The sequence below is a fragment of the Micromonospora marincola genome (assembly GCF_056150385.1).
Genome location: NZ_JAXCFT010000015.1, coordinates 47,597 through 64,052 on the forward strand (window position 1 = coordinate 47,597; position 16,456 = coordinate 64,052).

Here is a 16,456-nt window from a genome sequence, read left to right on the forward strand (position 1 = left end):
AGCATTGCCGGGATGCCGCCCACCGACCTGCTGCACGTCCGTGACCTGGTGCCCGACGCGCTTGCCTGCCTCCGGCAGTGCCGGTCCGCGCCGGCCGAACACTGGCCGGAGCTGTGGCGGTCCGGCTACCGGGCCCGGCACCCGGACGTGTTCCGGGCGCTCGACCGTGACGGCGACTGGTCCGACCCGGCGGACGTGACCGCCGCCGTGGCCGGGCTCCGCGACCGGGTCGCCGACCTGGCCGCACGCGCCGAGGCGGTACGCGACCTGCTGCCCGCCGGCGTCGCGGACGCGGCCGGCGCGCTCGGCTGGGCCGGCGAGGGCGGACCGGTCGAGTGCGTGGTGCTCGTCGGGCTGGGCCGGGCCAACGGCTGGGCCGACGACCTGGGCGGCCGGTACGCGCTCTTCCTCGCCGTGGAACGCCTCGGCCCGCCGGACGACGACGGGCTGCTGGTGCGGCACGAGGTCGCGCACGTCGTGCACGACCGCCGGGCCGGGATCCGCGACTGGCCCCCGCACGGGGTGGCGAACCAGCTTTTCGCCGAGGGGCTGGCCACCCAGGTCACCGCCGAACTCGATCCCGGCCGCCCGCTTGAGGCGTACCTCTGGTTCGGCCGGCCCGACAAGCGGAGGTGGCTCGACGAGTGCCGCCGCCGCTGGCCGGAGATCCTGGGCCGGGTGCGCGCCGACCTCGACGCGACCGACCCGGAGCACCACGCCGCGTACTTCCTCATGCGGGACTCGCCGCTGCGCGGCGACCTGCCCCGGCGCTGCGGCTACCTGGTCGGCCTGACGGCGGTGCGGCGGCTGCGGGACCGGCACGGCCTGCCTGACCTGGCCGGCTGGCCGTTGTCCCGGGTCCGGGCGGAGATGGCGACGGCGCTCGCGGACCTGCCTCCACCCCGAGGGCCGCGGCCGGGGTGACCGGCGCCGGGCTCGCCACCCTGGCCGGCGGCCTCCAGTCACACCGGCCGGACCTGGTCGACGGCGTTGGCCTGATCGTCGGCATCGACCGGTTCATGTCCGGGGCCCGGCGTTGACCAACGTCGCCGGCAACGCCGTCGCGACCGTCCTGGTCGGCACCGGGACCGGCGAGTTCGACCGTGACCAGGCCCGTGCCGTACTGGCCGGTGACCGGCCGTTCGACGAGGCCAGCTTGGTCGACGACGAGCCCGCGTCAGGCACGGCGGCCCCACCCGACGCCGAGCGCCCCCTGGCCGGCTCCACCGCCTGATCCGCCTGATCCGCCTGATCTGTCTGATCCGTCTGATCCGGCCCGGCCCGGCCCGGCCCGGCCCGGCCCGGCCCGACGCTGAACCTCGCGCCGCGGGTGCACCCCGCCGCAGGGTGCCGGTTGTTCCCCGGCGGCACGGCCTCAGACGCGGCGGCGGGCGATGTAGCCGCGGTTTCCGGGGTGCTTGCGACACCCGCCACCTTCCAAGATCTCGGACGGTCACCCCGATCTTGGACTTGTGGCTCCTCCGATACCATCCCGAAACCGACATTTCATGGCACCACAAGTCCAAGATCGAAGAAACGACCCCACCCAACCCCCGCACTTAGACGACAGCGGGCGATCATGAGGTTGACGGTGGTGTTGATCTCCGCTGATGCCGTCAACCTCATGATCGCCCCCGCCACCGGAGCCCTCTTCGGCGTGAGGGAGGTGAGCGGGAGAGGTGGGGCCACGGGGGTGGGATTGGGGGTCCACGGAAAACGGCGACTGCGGCTAGCGTCGGTGTATGGAATTGGAACAGGCACAGAAGTTGTGGCAGCCGGAGCCGGGATGGTTGAACACCGCCAGCTACGGGTTGCCACCCGATCCGGTGTGGGCGGCCGTGCAGCAGGTGCTCGCCGAATGGCGTAACGGTGCGGTTTCGTTCGAGGTGTGGGACGAGTCGGTCGGCCGGTCCCGGGCCGCGTTCGCCCGGCTGGTCGGCGTCGACCCGGCCGACGTGAGCATCGGCGCCGCCGTGTCGCAGTTCGCCGCGCCGATCGCGGCGGCGCTGCCGCCGGGCGCCACGGTGGTGGTGCCGGAGGGCGAGTTCACCTCGATCCTCTTCCCCTGGCTGGTGCAGGAGGAACGCGGCGTGCGGGTGCGCACCGTCCCGCTGGCCGGGCTTGTCGACGCGATCGACGCCGGCACCGACGTGGTGGCGTTCAGCGTGGTGCAGTCCGCCGATGGCACGGTCGCGCCGTACGACGAGATCGTCGCGGCGGCCCGGGCGCACGGCGCGTTCGTGGTGGTCGACGCCACCCAGGCGTGCGGCTGGCTGCCGTTCGCGGCGGACCGGGCGGACGCGGTGCTGGTGGGGGCGTACAAGTGGTTGATGGCACCGCGCGGCTCGGCCTTCGCCTACCTGGCGCCGGCGCTGCGTGAGCGGATGCGCCCGGACGCCGCCGGCTGGTACGCCGGCCAGGACCCGCACGCCTCCTACTACGGCACGCCGATGCGGTTGGCCGACGACGCCCGGCGGTTCGACATCTCCCCGTCCTGGCTCTGCTACGCCGGCGCGGCCCCGGTGCTGGAACTGCTCGCCGATCTCGACCTGGCGGAGGTGCGGGACCACGACGTGGCGCTCGCCAACCGCTTCCTGACCGGGTTGGGCCGCCCGCCCGGCGACAGCGCGATCGTCACCGTCGAGGTGGCGGGCGCGCAGGAGAAGCTGGCCCGGGCCGGGGTGCGGGCGGCGGTCCGGGCCGGCCGGGTGCGCGCCTCGTTCCACCTCTACACCACCGAGGCGGACGTCGACCTGGCCCTGGACGCGCTGACCGGCTGAACCGGCGCGCTCAGGCCAGGTGGCCGCCGATCTTCGTGTAACCGCGCAGCAGGTCCCGGGAGATGATCAGCCGCTGCATCTCGTCGGTGCCCTCGAAGATCCGGTAGAGCCGCACCTGCCGGTACCAGCGTTCGATCGGCAGCTCGCGGGTGTAGCCCATGCCGCCGTGGATCTGGAGCACCCGGTCCACCACCCGGTTGACCATGCCGGCGCCGTAGAGCTTGCCCATCGAGGAGGCGTGCCGGGGATCCAGGCCCGCGTCGACGGTCCAGGCCGATCGCAGGACCAGCCAGCGGGCGGCCTCCAGCTCGGTCTCCGAGTCGGCGATCATCCACTGGATCGCCTGGTTGGTGGCGATCGGCGCACCGAACGTCTCCCGGGTGTTGGCGTGGTCGATCGCCATCTGGAGGGCCCGTTCGGCGATGCCGATCGCGTGCGAGGGAATGGTGTAGCGGCCCTTGCCGATCCACTCCATGCCGAGCGTGAAGCCCTGGCCGGGTTCGCCGAGGATGTTGCGGTGCGGCACCCGTACGCCGTCGAAGACGAGCGCGGCCGGGCCGCCCTCGCCCATGGTCTGGATGAACTCCGACCGCCAGCCCATCGAGCGGTCCACCAGGAACGCGGTCGCGCCACCGTGCCGGGCGCCCTTCTCCGGGTCGGTCACCGCCACCACGATGGCGAAGTCGGCGTCGTTGCCGTTGGTGATGAACGTCTTCTCGCCGTCGAGGACCCAGTCGTCGCCGTCGCGGCGGGCGCGCATCCTGATGTTCGCCGCGTCCGAGCCGGCCCCCGGCTCGGTGATGGCGAAGCAGGAGATCCGGTCCCCGGCGATGGTGGGGAGCAGGAACTCCCGCTTCTGCTCCTCGGTGGCGTGGAACAGGATGTTGTCCGCCTCGCCGCCGAAGCGGAACGGCACGAAGGTACGGCCCAGCTCGGTCCAGATCAGCGACTGCATGACCGCCGGCAGCGCCATCCCGCCGTACTCCTCCGGGGTGGCCAGCCCCCAGAAGCCGAACTTCTTCGCCTTGAGCTGGAGTTCGCGCAGCTCGGAGCGGTCCAGGCCGGGCCGGTGGGCGCGTTCGCGGCGCAGCACCTCGGGCTCCAGCGGCATCACCTCGCGGGTCATGAACGTCCGGACGGTGTCCCGGATCGCGCGTTCCTCGTCGGAGAGTGCGAAGTCCACGGTGCCTCCTCGGCTCGACGTCGGCACCCAAACTAGCGCTCGGGTAGCGTGCCAACTCCCACCGCTGGTTTCCACCCGAGGGACGTCATGGATCTGTGCACCGAGCTGACGGCGACGCGGCGATGAGGGCGCTCGTCGTCCGCGGCCGGGACGCCACCCCGGCCGTCGAGGAGGTGCGCCTGCCCGCGCCCGGCCCGGGTGAGCTGCGGGTCCGGATCCGCGCCGCCGGCCTCTGCCACTCCGACCTGGCCATGGTGAACGGCACGCTGACGCCCGCGTACCCGCTTGTGCTCGGACACGAGGCGACAGGCGTGGTGGCCGGGGTCGGGCCTGGCGTACGGCTGGCCGTGGGTACGCCCGTGGTGCTCAACTGGGCGCCCGCCTGCCGCGACTGCTGGCACTGCCGGCACGGCGAGCCGTGGCTCTGCGCCGCGAACGCCGCCCCGTCGGTGGCGCGCGGGCAGACCGCGGCCGGGGAGCCGTTGCACGTCACGCTCGGGCTCGGCGCGCTCGCCGAGGAGGTGGTGGTGCCGGAGCGTGCGGCCGTGCCGGTGCCGTCCGGGCTGCCGCCGGCCCAGGCGGCGCTGCTGGGTTGCGCGGTGCTCACCGGCGCCGGCGCGGTCCGCAACACCGCCCGGGTCGCCGCCGGTGAGTCGGTCGCGGTGATCGGGCTGGGCGGGGTGGGGCTGGCCGTGCTCACCGCGGCCCGGCGGGGCGGCGCGGCGCCGATCCTCGCCGTCGACGTGGTGGAGGCCAAGCGGGAGCTGGCCCTCGCCGCCGGTGCCACCGACTTCCTGCGCTCCGACGACACGCTCGGCGCGGAGGTCCGGGCCCGCACCGGCGGGCGCGGGGTGGACCACGCCTTCGAGTGCGTCGGCCGGTCCGTCACCATCCGCGCCGCCTGGCGGGCGACGCGGCGCGGGGGAGCGGTCACCGTGGTCGGCATGGGCGCCCGGGACGACCTGCTCAGCCTGTCCGCGCTCGACATCTTCCACTCGGCGCGCACGCTGCGCTCCTCGGTCTACGGCTCGACCGACCCGGACCGCGAGGTGCCGGAGCTGGCCGCCGCGCTCGCCGCCGGCGACCTCGACCTGACCCCGCTCGTCAGTGGCACGGTGCCGCTGTCGGAAGCGCCCGCGGCGCTGGCGCGGCTGGCGCGCGGCGAGGGCGCCCGCTGGGTCGTCACGTTCCCGGACTGAGGCCGTCCGGAGCGGCCGGACGGCGGTACCCCGCGCCGTCCGGGCTAGGCTACGATCCAAGCCACTATGATCATCCAGCGTATCCGCCGGCTGGCCACCGAGACCCCGCCCGATCGCCCGGCGCCGCCGCAGGTCACCCTCCCGAACTGGTTGCTCATTCCGGGCCTGCTGGCGCTTGTGGGCTCAGTCGCGGCATACGTCGCCTTCGTACGCGCCCATCCGCTGATCAAAATCGACTTCCAGATGTACCTCGGCGCCGCGCACGCCTTCCTGGACGGCGAGCCGGTCTACCAGCTCGGCTACACCTCGCTGGGTCTGCCCTACACCTACCCGCCTGTGACGTTGCCGTTCATCACGCCGTTGACCTGGCTCGACCCCCGCACGTCCCTGTACGCGTGGAACGCCCTGGGGCTGCTGGCCATGCTCGGCGCGCTCTACCTCACCACAGGGATGCTCGGTCACCGCGGGGTCCGCGGCCGGCTGGGCCTGGCCGCCGCGGCGCTCGCCCTGCTGCTCTGGACCGAGCCGCTCCAGCGCAACCTCAGCCTCGGCCAGATCAACATCTTCGTGCTGCTGCTGGTCGTGGCGGACCTCTCCCGGCCGGACCGGAGCCGGTTCAAGGGCATCGGCGTGGGCGCGGCCACCGCGCTCAAGCTGCTGCCCGGCCTGTTCGTGGTCTACCTGCTGCTGACCCGCCGGATCCGGGCGGCCGTCGTGGCGTCGGCCACCTTCGCCGTGCTCACCCTGCTGGGCGTGATCATCCAGCCGGGCGGCTCGTACGACTACTGGCTCACCGGCCGGGCGTTCGACTCCAGCCGGGTGCTGATGACGCTGGGCCCGCGCTACGGCGGCAACCAGTCCCTCCAGGGCGCCGTCGCCCGCGTGCTCGACATCAACGAGCCGAACAACATCTGGTGGCTGATCTCCGTCGTCGTGGTCGCGGTGGGCGCGCTCGCCCTGGCCGTCGCGCTCCAGCGGCAGGGCGAGGAGACCATGGCGATGGTCGTGGTGGGCCTGACCATGCTCGTCGTCTCGCCGGTGAGCTGGTCGCACTACTGGCTCTGGATCGGCCCGATGGTGCTGGTGCTCGTCGACGTGGTGCGGCGCGCCGGCGGTGCGACGCGCGTGCTCGCCGCCCTGGTCGCGGTGGCCGCCGTGCTGCCGTTCCTCATGTGGCCGGGGCGCATCCGCACCGGTGAGGTCATCCCGCTGGGCCTGATCTGGAAGTCGGGCAAGTTGGAGGGCGCAGCGCAGGCGCTGGCGCTCGATGCCTACGTCGGCTCCACGCTGGTACTGTTCGCGCTCGCCGGGCTCTGGCTGTGGCACCGGCGACGCGCCGCCGTCCCACCGGCGTCGATCTCGCCGGAGCGCGTACCGGCATGACCCGGCCCGTCGAACCGGCCGCCCCCCACCACCCCGTTCCCCAGGAGACGTCGATGACGCAGGCGACGGACCACCGCCTCGCACCGGTTCCGGCCCAGCCCGGCCCGCCCGTCGAACCGGCCGGCGCGACGCCCGCCGCTGAGACGCCCGCCGCCGGGGCGCCCGCCCCGCGCCGGCCGCGGCTGCTGGTCCTGGACGGGCTGCGCCTCGGCGCGGCGGTCATGGTGGTCGCGTACCACCTCGTCGGGGACAAGCTCGGCGCGTGGCAGGACCCGTCGGCGGGGGCGATCTTCGGGCCGGTGCACGGCGCGGCCAAGTACGGCTTCCTCGGCGTGCAACTGTTCTTCATCATCAGCGGTTTCGTGATCTGCATGAGCGCGTGGGGCCGGACCGTCGGCGACTTCTTCGTCTCCCGCGTGGTGCGGCTCTACCCGTCGTACTGGTTCGCGGTCCTGCTCGCCGCCGGCGTGCTCCTGCTGGTGCCGCGCGAGGGCCGACCCGAGCCGCGTCAGGTGCTTGCCAACCTGACGATGATGCAGGACTTCCTCGGCGTCGGTCATCTCGACCTGTCCTACTGGACGCTCACCGTCGAGATGATCTTCTATCTGCTCTTCGCGATCCTGGTCGCCCGCGGCCTGAGCTACCGCGGCGTGGTCACCTTCTGCGCTCTCTGGACCGTCGCCTCACTCGTGGTGCCGAAGTTCGGCAACTCGTGGCTCACCCAGGTGACCGCGGCGAACCACTCCAGCTACTTCATCGCCGGCGTCGCGCTCTACCTCATCCACCGCTTCGGCCCCAACCTGCTGCTCTGGTCGATCGTCGGGCTGTCCGGCCTGGTGGCGCTCACCCGGCTGCCCGGCCTCGCCCGCGCCCGTGACGTCGGCTACCTGCCGTCCGCCGCGATCGTCGTGTTCTTCCTCGTCATCATGGCGGCCGTCGCCCTCGGCCGGTTCGGCTGGGTCCGCTGGTCCTGGGTGGCCACGGCGGGCGCACTCACCTACCCGCTCTACCTGATCCACCAGACCCTCGGGATCGCGTTGATCCAGCGCGCCCAGGACCACCTGTCCCCATGGCTGCTGATCGGCGCCGTCTTCGCCGGCCTGCTGCTCGGCGCGTGGCTGATCCACCGGTTCGTCGAGCGGCCGGTCGCGCGGTGGATGAAGCCGCGGCTGACCGCCGCCGTACGCCAGGCCCGCGAGGCCCGCTGACCCGACGGGTCGGTGCATCCAGACCGTCCCGTTCCGACGAACCCTCCCGGTAGAGACCGTCTACCGGGAGGGTTCGTCTGGTGGGGAGGACCGATCCGATGCCGGCCGACGCCGTCGAGGACGCGCGCAAGCGGCTCACGCTCGCCGCGGAGGACCTGGACGACGGCCGGGTAGCCGCGCTTGTCGTGGAGACGGCGGACCGGTGGGGCGTGACGCCGCTGTGGGAGCGGGTCTGCGCGCCCCTGCTCGCAACGTTGCCCGGCCGCAGCCCCGCCGAGGTGGCCGTCGAACACGCCTTCGCCGAGGGCGTCCGGTCCGGCCTGGACGTGCTGGCGCGCGAACCGGGCCCGGCGCGGCGGGCGGGCCGCGTCCTGCTCGCCGGCGCCGAGCAGGAGTTGCACTGCCTCGGCCTGCACGCGCTCGCGGCGGCCCTGCGCGAGCGGGGGCTGGACAGCCTGCACCTCGGCCCGGCCCTGCCCTGGACGGCGTTGGCAAGCGCCGTGGCCCGGGTCCGACCGCGGGTGGTGGTGGTGTGGGCGCAGAGCCCGCTGACCGGCCGGGCCTACCGCCTGGTCCGGCTCGGGCGGGACACCCCCGGACTGCGTGTCCTCGCCGCCGGGCCCGGCTGGATCGAGCCGTTCCCACCCGCCCCCGCCCCGCGTCGCCTCACCACCCTCACCGAAGCCACCGCCGCCTGCCTGCAAGGCGGGGCCCCCGCTTAACGCCTCCGGTAGAGGCGGGGGCCCCGCTTAACGTGACCTGGCACACATTCGATACGAACCAGTTCCGTATCGAAAATCGCTCACCTACGCTCGGCATCGTTACGAGTTTGCCCCGTGTCGTACTTGATGCGGGTGAGCGGGGGGAGTCCCAACCATGGAACTGCACGAGAACACCGGACACCCGAGGAGGTGGGCGATCCTGGGGGTGCTGGTGATCAGCCTCCTCGTGGTCGTCCTCGACAACACCATCCTCAACGTCGCGTTGCGCACCCTCGCCGACCCGGTGCGCGGCCTCGGCGCCAGCCAGGGCGAGCTGGAGTGGGCGATCAACTCCTACACGCTTGTCTTCGCCGGCCTGCTCTTCACCTTCGGCGTGCTCGGCGACCGGCTCGGCCGCCGACGCTTCCTGATCCTCGGGCTGGCGCTGTTCGGCCTGGCCTCGCTGCTCTCCGCGTACGCGCAGGACCCGGCGCAGCTGATCGCCGCCCGGGCGCTGATGGGCGTCGGCGGCGCGGCCATCATGCCGGTCACGCTCTCGATCATCTCCAACGTCTTCGACCCCCGCGAGCGCGGGCGGGCGATCGGGGTCTGGGCCGGCGCAGTCGGTCTCGCCGTGGCCATCGGCCCGGTGCTCGGCGGCACGCTGCTGGAGCACTACTGGTGGGGCTCGGTCTTCCTGATCAACGTGCCGGTGGTGGCGGTCGGCGTGTTGCTTGTCGCGCTCCTGGTCCCCGAGTCCCGCGACCCCGCCCCCGGCCGGGTGGACCTGCTCGGCGTGCTGCTCTCCGTGATCGGCCTGGTCGCGCTGACCTACGGCATCATCGACGGTGGCGAGCACGGCTTCGGCCGGCCGCAGGTCTGGGTCTCGATCGCCGGCGGCCTCGCGGCGCTCGCCTGGTTCGTCACCCACGAACTGCGCAGCGACCACCCGTCGCTCGACGTGCGGCTGTTCCGGGTGCCCCGGTTCGCCGCACCGGTGGCCCTGGTCGGGCTGATCTTCTTCGCCGCGATGGGCGTGATGTTCTTCGGCGCGTTCTACGTTCAGCTGGTCCGCGGCTACAGCCCGCTGGAGAGCGGCCTGCTCTTCCTGCCCTTCGCGGCGGCACAGCTCATTTTCGCCCCGCGCAGCGCCGCGATGGTCCGCCGCTACGGCGGCCGGGCGGTCGCGGCGGTCGGCCTGGCGCTCACCGTCGTCGCGCTGGCCGGGTACGCCTCCATCGACGCCGACACGCCGATCTGGATCTTCTCGGCGCTGGGCTTCCTCCAGGGCGCCGGAATGGCGAACATCATGCCGCCGGCCACCGAGTCGATCATGTCCGCGCTGCCCCGGGAGAAGGCCGGCGTGGGCTCGGCGGTCAGCAACACGATCCGCCAGGTGGCCGGTGCGCTCGGCGTGGCGGTGCTCGGCTCGGTGCTCTCCGCGGTCTACCGCGACCAGGTCAGCCCGGCGCTGTCCGCGCTGCCCGCCCCGGTCCGCGACGCGGCCCGGGAGTCGGTCTCCGGGGCGTACGCGGTCGCCGACCAGGTCGGTCCGGCCGCGCCAGGGCTGATCGACGCGGTGAACGACTCCTTCATGTCCGCGATGCACTGGGCGGCCGGAGTCTCCGCGCTGGCTGCGGCGCTCGGCGTGGTGATCGTGGTGCGCTGGATGCCCGGTCGCCCGGTCGCGGTGCCCGACGCCGCGCCGGCCACCGAGCCGGAGTTGGCCGGAACCGCATAGGTTCGTGGACAATGTCTGACATGACTTCCACGACGGATGCTCCGCGGTCGCCCGGGCGACCGCGGAGCACCCGCGCGGACGAGGCGATCGTGGAGGCCGCCCTCGACCTGCTCGCCGAGGGCAGCACCGTCGAGGCGCTCTCCATCGAGGCGATCGCGGCCCGGGCCGGGGTCGGCAAGGCCACCATCTACCGCCGCTGGCCGGGCAAGGACGCGCTGCTGGTGGACGCGCTCGGCCGGCTCAAGGGCGCCCCGCCGCGCACCGGCGGGCACTCCGTCCGGGACGACCTGGTGCTGCTTGTGAGCGCCGTGGGCCAGCACGTCGACCCGCGGGTCCGCAAGATCATGCCGTGTCTGGTGCCCGAGGTGAGCCGCAGCTCCGCCCACCGGGCGGCGTACGAGGCGATCATCGAGCCCCGGCGGCAGGCGATGCGCGAGGTGCTGCGCCGCGCGATCGACAGCGGCGAGCTGCGCGCCGACCTCGACATCGACGTCGCCATGGCGCTGCTCACCGCGCCGATCCTGACCCAGCGGATGCTGCCCTGGCACCCCGAGTGGGACGAGCGGATCCTGCCCGAGCGGATCGTGGACGCGGTCCTGGACGGCCTGCGCGCCCGCTGAGCCGGCCGGGCCGGCTCCGCCGCGCGCCGAGCCGGCCGGGGTCTGCGCCCGCTGAGCTGGCCGGGTCCGCCTAGTCGGCCGGGACGCGCAGCCGGTGCAGGCGCAGGGCGAGCTGCACCTCAAGCGCCCGTTCCGGCTTCTGCCAGTCGGCGCCCAGCAGGTGGCCGACCCGCTCCAGCCGCTGGGTCACGGTGTTGACGTGCACGTGCAGCAGCTCGGCCGCCCGGGCCAGGCTGCCGCCCACCCCGAAGTACGCCTCAAGCGTCCGCACCAGCGCGGTGCCCCGCCGGGCGTCGTAGTCGACCACCGGCCCCACCGTGGCGGTGAGGAACCGGCTCACGTCCCGGTCACCGGCGTCGCCTACCGCGCCCAGCAGCAACCCGACGAACCCCAGCTCCGCCGTGCTCGCCCCCTGCCCGGCCCGGCCCAACGCCCCGAGCGCGGTCAGGCAGCGCTCCGCCTCGGCGAACGTGACCGCGAGCGACGCCGGCCCGGTCGACGGCCCGCTCGCCCCGGCGGTCACCGGCCGGCCGGTCAACCGGGACAGGTCCCGGGCCACCGCGCGGGCCGCGCCGCCCGCGTCCTGCCCGGGCAGCATCAGCACCACCCGCCCGTCGCGCGCCGCCGCCAGCCCACCCCGGGTCGAGGCGTACGTGGTGGCCCAGGACAGCACCCGCTGCCGGGCCGAGCCGGTCTCGGCGAACGCGTCGTCGCCGACCGCCACCAGCACGTGCGGGGCGTCCAGGTCCACCCCGATCCGGCGGGCCCGGCTGCGCAGCGCGTCGGTGTCCCGCAACGGCCTGGCGATCAGGTCGTCGAGCAGCTCGCCCCGGACCCGCCCCTCCGCCTCGGCCACCGTCCGGCGGAACAGCAGCAGCAACGCCGTCACAAGCGCGGCCCGCTCCAGGATCCGCTGGTCGGCGTCGACCAGTTCGTCGTCCGGGCGCAGCACGAGCGCGCCCAGGTTCTCCGCGCCGGCCACCACGGCGGCGTACCAGAGCGGGCCGCGGCGCACGCTGCGCCCCTCGGTGCGCGAGGCGGCGATCGCCTCCACCATGTCCGCCCGGTCCGGTTCCTCGATCTCGCCCACCCGGGCCAGCCGCCGCCCCTCGGCGTCGAGCGCCAGCAGCGCCCCACCGAGCACCTCGGTCACCGCCGCCGCCACGTCCTCCATCCCGCCGCCGCGGACCACGAGCGCGGTCATCCGGTCGTGCGCGGCGGCGGCCCGCTCCACCGAGCTGCTGTGCGCCCGGATCGTGGTGTTCGCCGCGGACAGCTCCGCGAGCGCCGCGCGGGTCTCGGCCAGCAGCCGGGCGGTGTCGATCGCCACCGCCGCGTGCGCGCCCAGGGAGACCAGCAGCGACACCTCCTCCCGGGCGAACGGGCGGGCGGAGCGGTTGGCCGCGTAGAGCACGCCGATCACGCTCGACCCGAGCCGCAGCGGCACGCCGAGGATGGCCACCAGGCCCTCCTCACCCACCCCGCCGTCGATCTCCCCGGTGTGCCGGAACCGTTCGTCCTCCTGGTAGTTCGAGGTCACGTACGGGGTGCCGGTCTGCGCCACCAACCCGCCCAACCCGTCGCCCATCTCCAGCCGCAGCCGCTGGAACCGGGCCGAGATCGAGCCGTCGGTGACCCGCATGTACGTGTCGCCGCGCTCGTCGTCGTTGAGCGTCATGTACGCCACGTCGGTGCCGAGCAGGATCCGCGCCCGGTGCACGATCGCGCGCAGCACGTCGTCCAGGTCGCGCAGGCCGGCCAGGTCGCTCGCGGTGTCGTACAGGCCGGACAGCTCGGTCTCCCGGCGACGCCGGCGTTCCAGCAGCGCCCGGACCCGCAGCGCCACCACCTTCGCCTGCTCCAGCTCGGCCAGCCGGTCGGGGGGCAGGCCGGCGGCGCGCGCGGCGACGAGCGGGCCCTCGAACTCGACCGCGGCGGCCTCGCGCGCCAGCAGCTCCAGGAACTCGACCGGCGACGACATGACCGACATTGTGCGCGGCGCCACTAGTTGGCCGTCCAGCCCCCGTCGAGGGCGATCGAGGCGCCGGTGAGGAACGCGGCGGGCGGCGCGCACAGGTACGCCACCAGCTCGGCCACCTCCTCCGGCTCGATCAGCCGCTTGATCGCCGCCCGGGCCAGCATGATCTTCTCCACCACGTCGTCCTCGCCGATGCCGTGACTTGCCGCCTGGTCGGCGATCTGGCTCTCCACGAGCGCGGTCCGCACGTACGCCGGGTTGATGCAGTTGGCCGTCACGCCGTGCGCGGCGCCCTCAAGCGCGACCACCTTGGACAGGCCCTCCAGGGCGTGCTTGGCCGAGACGTACGCCGCCTTGTACGGCGAGGCGCGCAGCCCGTGCACCGAGGAGATGTTGACGATCCGGCCCCAGCCGTTGGCGTACATCCGGGGCAGCGCCCGGCGGATCAGCAGGAACGGCGCCTCCACCATCACCCGCTGGATGTACTCGAAGCGTTCCACCGGGAAGTCCTGCACCGGCGCGACGTGCTGCAACCCGGCGTTGTTCACCACGATGTCGGCGTCGACGTCGAGCCGGTCCACCGCCTCCGGGTCGGCCAGGTCGACGCCCTCGGCCCGGCCGCCCGCCTCGGCGGCCACCGCCTTGGCCGCCTCCACGTTGCGGTCGAGCACCAGCACCGCCGCGCCGGCCGCCGCCAGCCGCAGGGCGCAGGCCCGCCCGATCCCGCTGCCACCGCCGGTCACCAGGGCGGTGCGACCGGAGAGGTCGACGTGTACGACGTGGGGGACCGCCACGGGTTCTGCCGTCATAGCGCCGAAGTTACGAGGCGTGTGGCCCCGGGCACATGGGGCCTCGACACATACTCGACCGCTTCAGTGTGTGGTGCCGTGCGTCACCGATCGCCCCCGGCGTGTCCGCCCGTCCGGCCGCCGGGTCGCATCGGTAGGGTGTGTCGAACACACGTACTGCTGGCGGCTCGGGGAGGAGGCGGCGTGCGCGTGCTGGGCGTCGACCCGGGGCTGACCCGGTGCGGGGTCGGCGTGGTCGAGGGCGTGCCCGGTCGTCCCTGCACCCTGGTCGCCTACTACGTGATCCACACCGATCCCGCCGACGAGTTGCCGCTGCGCCTGCTGCATCTGGACCGAACGCTTGCTGACCTGGTCGCCGAGCACCGGCCGGACGCGGTGGCGGTGGAGCGTGTGTTCAGCCAGCACAACGTGCGCACCGTGATGGGCACCGCGCAGGCAAGCGGCGTCGCGGTGCTCGCCGGCGCCCGGGCCGGGCTGCCGGTGACGACCTACACCCCCAGCGAGGTGAAGGCGGCGGTGACCGGTTCCGGCCAGGCGGACAAGGCCCAGATGACCACCATGGTGACCCGGCTGCTGCGACTTGACGAGCCGCCCCGGCCGGCCGACGCCGCCGACGCCCTGGCGCTGGCCATCTGCCACGTGTGGCGCGGCGGCACCCGGTCCAAGCTGGCCGCCGCGGCGCAGCGGGCCCGACGAGGAGGCATGCGATGATCGCCAGCGTGCGCGGCACGGTGACCGCGACCGGTCCGGACCACGCGGTGGTGGAGGTGGGTGGCATCGGCCTCGCCGTGCAGTGCGCCCCCGGCACCATCGCCGACCTGAGGGTCGGCCAGCCGGCCCGGCTGGCCACCAGCCTGGTGGTCCGGGAGGACTCACTCACCCTCTACGGCTTCGCCGACGACGACGCCAAGCAGTTGTTCGAGCTGCTCCAGACCGCGAGCGGCGTCGGCCCCCGGCTGGCCCAGGCCGTGCTCGCCGTGCACACCCCGGACGCGGTCCGGAAGGCGATCGCCAACGCCGACCTCGCCGCGCTGACCCGGGTGCCGGGCATCGGCAAGAAGGGCGCCGAGCGGCTTGTGCTGGAGCTGCGGGACCGGATCGGCCCGGTGGCGATCGGCCCGGACGGCGCGGGCGGCGTGACCGCCGGGGCCTGGCCGGAGCAGGTGCGTCAGGCGCTTGTCGGGCTCGGTTGGTCGGCCGCCCAGGCCGAGCAGGCGGTGGTCGCGGTCGCCGAGACCGTCGACGGGGCGACCCCGCCGGTGCCGGTCCTGCTCAAGCAGGCGATCCGCCTCCTGGGCCGCACCCGATGAGTGGTGACAACCTGGTCTCGGCGTACGTCAGCGACACCGACCTGGACGCGGAGGCGAGCGTCCGGCCGAAGCGGCTCGCCGAGTTCATCGCCCAGGACCGGGTCCGCGACCAGCTCGACCTGCTGTTGCAGGGCGCGATGCGGCGCGGCTCCCCACCCGACCACATCCTGCTGTCCGGCCCGCCGGGCCTCGGGAAGACCAGCCTGGCCAACATCGTCGCCGCCGAGCTGGGCTCGGGGATCCGGGTGACGAGCGGCCCGGCGATCGAGCGCTCCGGCGACCTGGCCGCGATCCTGACCAGCCTGGCCGAGGGCGACGTGCTCTTCATCGACGAGATCCACCGGATCGCCAAGCCGGCCGAGGAGCTGCTCTACAGCGCCATGGAGGACTTCCGGGTCGACGTGGTGGTGGGCAAGGGGCCGGGCGCGACCGCCATCCCGCTCGACGTGGAGCCGTTCACCCTTGTCGGCGCCACCACCCGCGCCGGTCTGCTGACCGGGCCGATGCGGGACCGGTTCGGCTTCGTCGCGCACCTCGACTTCTACTCGCCGGCCGACCTGGAGACGCTGCTGCACCGGTCCGCGCGGATCCTCGGCGTGCCGATCACGCCCGACGGCGCGGCGGAGATCGCCGGAAGGTCCCGGGGCACGCCGCGGATCGCCAACCGGCTGCTGCGCCGGGTCCGCGACTATGCCGAGGTGCGCGCCGACGGGGTGGTCACGGTGGAGACCGCCAGGTCCGCGCTCACCGTCTACGACGTGGACGCGCTCGGCCTGGACCGGCTCGACCGGGCGGTGCTGACCGCGCTCGTCGACTCGTTCCGGGGTGGCCCGGTCGGGGTCTCCACCCTGGCCGTGGCGGTGGGGGAGCAGCCGGACACGGTCGAGGAGGTCTGCGAGCCGTTCCTGGTCCGGGCCGGTCTGCTGGCCCGTACGCCCCGGGGCCGGGTGGCCACCGGGGCCGCCTGGCACCATCTGGGCCGCATTCCCCCGAATGGTACATTTGGTGCGGACACCCCTCCGGGGCCCGACCTGTTCTCGACGCAGACCGACCAGGCGTGATCCGTTCGTGATCTGTGTCGCATTCGGTCTTCTCAGGAGCAGGGACTAGACTTCGCCGCGGTCTGTACAGGACGTGAGAATCCGCCTCCGCTGCGGCGCCCCCCGGGGTCGGCGGAGGCCAACCGGAAGGTCGACACCGTGCTTTACGCAGCAGCGAGTGGCGGGGGAGCCGGCGGTCTGACGCCGATCCTCATGATCGCTCTGCTCTTCGTCGTCATGTACTTCATGATGATCCGTCCGCAGCAGAAGCGCCGCCGCGAGGCGGAGCAGATGCAGTCCGGCCTCGCCCCCGGCGACGAGGTGGTCACCATCGGCGGCCTGCACGGCACGGTCACCGCGATCGAGGACGAGACGGTCCTGCTTGAGGTCGCCCCGGGCGTGCAGACCCGCTACGCCCGCCCCGCCGTGGCCCGGGTGGTCAAGCGGGCCGAGGCGCCCGAGGCGGAGACGATCAGCGACGAGACCGAGTCGGTCAAGGACTGA

General features: G+C 73.7%; 16 protein-coding genes. 13 read left to right on the forward strand and 3 right to left on the reverse strand.

The window, feature by feature from the left end:
* Window positions 1-12: 12 nt before the first annotated feature.
* The 3 genes from SM450_RS24510 (at window position 13) to SM450_RS24520 (ending at window position 2,780) form a co-directional block, all read left to right on the forward strand.
* Window positions 13-924, forward strand: a complete 912-nt coding sequence (locus SM450_RS24510; protein ID WP_474622120.1) for a hypothetical protein — start codon at window positions 13-15, stop codon at window positions 922-924.
* 112 nt (window positions 925-1,036) lie between these two features.
* Window positions 1,037-1,234, forward strand: a complete 198-nt coding sequence (locus tag SM450_RS24515; RefSeq protein WP_474622121.1) for a hypothetical protein — start codon at window positions 1,037-1,039, stop codon at window positions 1,232-1,234.
* Between the two features lie 508 nt (window positions 1,235-1,742).
* Window positions 1,743-2,780, forward strand: coding sequence for an aminotransferase class V-fold PLP-dependent enzyme (locus SM450_RS24520; RefSeq protein ID WP_474622122.1), 1,038 nt, complete (start codon window positions 1,743-1,745; stop codon window positions 2,778-2,780).
* Window positions 2,781-2,790: 10 nt separating this feature from the next.
* Here the strand turns inward: SM450_RS24520 and SM450_RS24525 are convergent, their stop codons facing one another.
* On the reverse strand, window positions 2,791-3,963 hold the full coding sequence (locus tag SM450_RS24525; RefSeq protein WP_474622123.1) for an acyl-CoA dehydrogenase family protein: 1,173 nt from the start codon (window positions 3,961-3,963) through the stop codon (window positions 2,791-2,793).
* Between the two features lie 122 nt (window positions 3,964-4,085).
* Between SM450_RS24525 and SM450_RS24530 the strand changes: the two genes are divergently transcribed.
* The 6 genes from SM450_RS24530 to SM450_RS24555 all read left to right on the forward strand — a co-directional run bounded on the left by SM450_RS24530 (window position 4,086) and on the right by SM450_RS24555 (window position 10,815).
* Window positions 4,086-5,162: an alcohol dehydrogenase catalytic domain-containing protein gene (locus tag SM450_RS24530; protein WP_474622180.1), complete on the forward strand. Its 1,077-nt coding sequence runs from the start codon at window positions 4,086-4,088 to the stop codon at window positions 5,160-5,162.
* Window positions 5,163-5,228: 66 nt separating this feature from the next.
* Window positions 5,229-6,545, forward strand: coding sequence for a glycosyltransferase 87 family protein (locus tag SM450_RS24535; protein ID WP_474622124.1), 1,317 nt, complete (start codon window positions 5,229-5,231; stop codon window positions 6,543-6,545).
* Window positions 6,546-6,598: 53 nt separating this feature from the next.
* The gene (locus SM450_RS24540) at window positions 6,599-7,753 is read left to right on the forward strand and encodes an acyltransferase family protein (RefSeq protein ID WP_474622125.1); all 1,155 of its coding nucleotides are present in this window, start codon (window positions 6,599-6,601) and stop codon (window positions 7,751-7,753) included.
* Window positions 7,754-7,851: 98 nt separating this feature from the next.
* On the forward strand, window positions 7,852-8,475 hold the full coding sequence (locus tag SM450_RS24545) for a transcriptional regulator (protein WP_474622126.1): 624 nt from the start codon (window positions 7,852-7,854) through the stop codon (window positions 8,473-8,475).
* A 154-nt stretch (window positions 8,476-8,629) separates the two neighbouring features.
* On the forward strand, window positions 8,630-10,195 hold the full coding sequence (locus SM450_RS24550; protein ID WP_474622127.1) for an MFS transporter: 1,566 nt from the start codon (window positions 8,630-8,632) through the stop codon (window positions 10,193-10,195).
* Between the two features lie 11 nt (window positions 10,196-10,206).
* Window positions 10,207-10,815, forward strand: coding sequence for a TetR/AcrR family transcriptional regulator (locus SM450_RS24555; protein ID WP_474622128.1), 609 nt, complete (start codon window positions 10,207-10,209; stop codon window positions 10,813-10,815).
* A 70-nt stretch (window positions 10,816-10,885) separates the two neighbouring features.
* Here SM450_RS24555 and SM450_RS24560 read toward each other — a convergent pair whose 3' ends face one another.
* Window positions 10,886-12,805 carry a helix-turn-helix domain-containing protein gene (locus tag SM450_RS24560; protein WP_474622129.1) on the reverse strand — a complete coding sequence of 640 codons (1,920 nt, stop codon included), beginning with the start codon at window positions 12,803-12,805 and terminating at the stop codon, window positions 10,886-10,888.
* A gap of 14 nt (window positions 12,806-12,819) precedes the next feature.
* Window positions 12,820-13,602: a 3-hydroxybutyrate dehydrogenase gene (locus tag SM450_RS24565; RefSeq protein ID WP_474622130.1), complete on the reverse strand. Its 783-nt coding sequence runs from the start codon at window positions 13,600-13,602 to the stop codon at window positions 12,820-12,822.
* A 183-nt stretch (window positions 13,603-13,785) separates the two neighbouring features.
* On the opposite strand from SM450_RS24565, the gene ruvC reads away from it, so the two are divergent.
* The 4 genes from ruvC to yajC all read left to right on the forward strand — a co-directional run bounded on the left by ruvC (window position 13,786) and on the right by yajC (window position 16,456).
* Window positions 13,786-14,313, forward strand: a complete 528-nt coding sequence (ruvC, locus tag SM450_RS24570) for a crossover junction endodeoxyribonuclease RuvC (RefSeq protein WP_474622131.1) — start codon at window positions 13,786-13,788, stop codon at window positions 14,311-14,313.
* Window positions 14,310-14,912, forward strand: coding sequence for a Holliday junction branch migration protein RuvA (ruvA, locus tag SM450_RS24575; protein WP_474622132.1), 603 nt, complete (start codon window positions 14,310-14,312; stop codon window positions 14,910-14,912). Before ruvC ends, ruvA begins: the two co-directional genes overlap by 4 nt.
* Window positions 14,909-15,973, forward strand: a complete 1,065-nt coding sequence (gene ruvB / locus SM450_RS24580) for a Holliday junction branch migration DNA helicase RuvB (RefSeq protein ID WP_474622133.1) — start codon at window positions 14,909-14,911, stop codon at window positions 15,971-15,973. The genes ruvA and ruvB overlap by 4 nt, the downstream gene beginning before the upstream one ends.
* A gap of 138 nt (window positions 15,974-16,111) precedes the next feature.
* Window positions 16,112-16,456, forward strand: a complete 345-nt coding sequence (gene yajC / locus SM450_RS24585; protein ID WP_474622134.1) for a preprotein translocase subunit YajC — start codon at window positions 16,112-16,114, stop codon at window positions 16,454-16,456.

What these genes read in the sequence shown, in the direction of transcription:
- SM450_RS24535 (WP_474622124.1), top strand. Translation starts at nt 5,229, where the DNA reads ATGATCATCCAGCGTATCCGCCGGCTGGCCACCGAGACCCCGCCCGAT.
- SM450_RS24520 (WP_474622122.1), top strand. Translation starts at nt 1,743, where the DNA reads ATGGAATTGGAACAGGCACAGAAGTTGTGGCAGCCGGAGCCGGGATGG.
- SM450_RS24540 (WP_474622125.1), top strand. Translation starts at nt 6,599, where the DNA reads ATGACGCAGGCGACGGACCACCGCCTCGCACCGGTTCCGGCCCAGCCC.
- SM450_RS24545 (WP_474622126.1), top strand. Translation starts at nt 7,852, where the DNA reads ATGCCGGCCGACGCCGTCGAGGACGCGCGCAAGCGGCTCACGCTCGCC.
- SM450_RS24550 (WP_474622127.1), top strand. Translation starts at nt 8,630, where the DNA reads ATGGAACTGCACGAGAACACCGGACACCCGAGGAGGTGGGCGATCCTG.
- SM450_RS24565 (WP_474622130.1), bottom strand. Translation starts at nt 13,602, where the DNA reads ATGACGGCAGAACCCGTGGCGGTCCCCCACGTCGTACACGTCGACCTC.
- SM450_RS24555 (WP_474622128.1), top strand. Translation starts at nt 10,207, where the DNA reads ATGTCTGACATGACTTCCACGACGGATGCTCCGCGGTCGCCCGGGCGA.
- SM450_RS24510 (WP_474622120.1), top strand. Translation starts at nt 13, where the DNA reads ATGCCGCCCACCGACCTGCTGCACGTCCGTGACCTGGTGCCCGACGCG.
- SM450_RS24560 (WP_474622129.1), bottom strand. Translation starts at nt 12,805, where the DNA reads ATGTCGGTCATGTCGTCGCCGGTCGAGTTCCTGGAGCTGCTGGCGCGC.
- SM450_RS24530 (WP_474622180.1), top strand. Translation starts at nt 4,086, where the DNA reads ATGAGGGCGCTCGTCGTCCGCGGCCGGGACGCCACCCCGGCCGTCGAG.
- ruvB (WP_474622133.1), top strand. Translation starts at nt 14,909, where the DNA reads ATGAGTGGTGACAACCTGGTCTCGGCGTACGTCAGCGACACCGACCTG.
- ruvA (WP_474622132.1), top strand. Translation starts at nt 14,310, where the DNA reads ATGATCGCCAGCGTGCGCGGCACGGTGACCGCGACCGGTCCGGACCAC.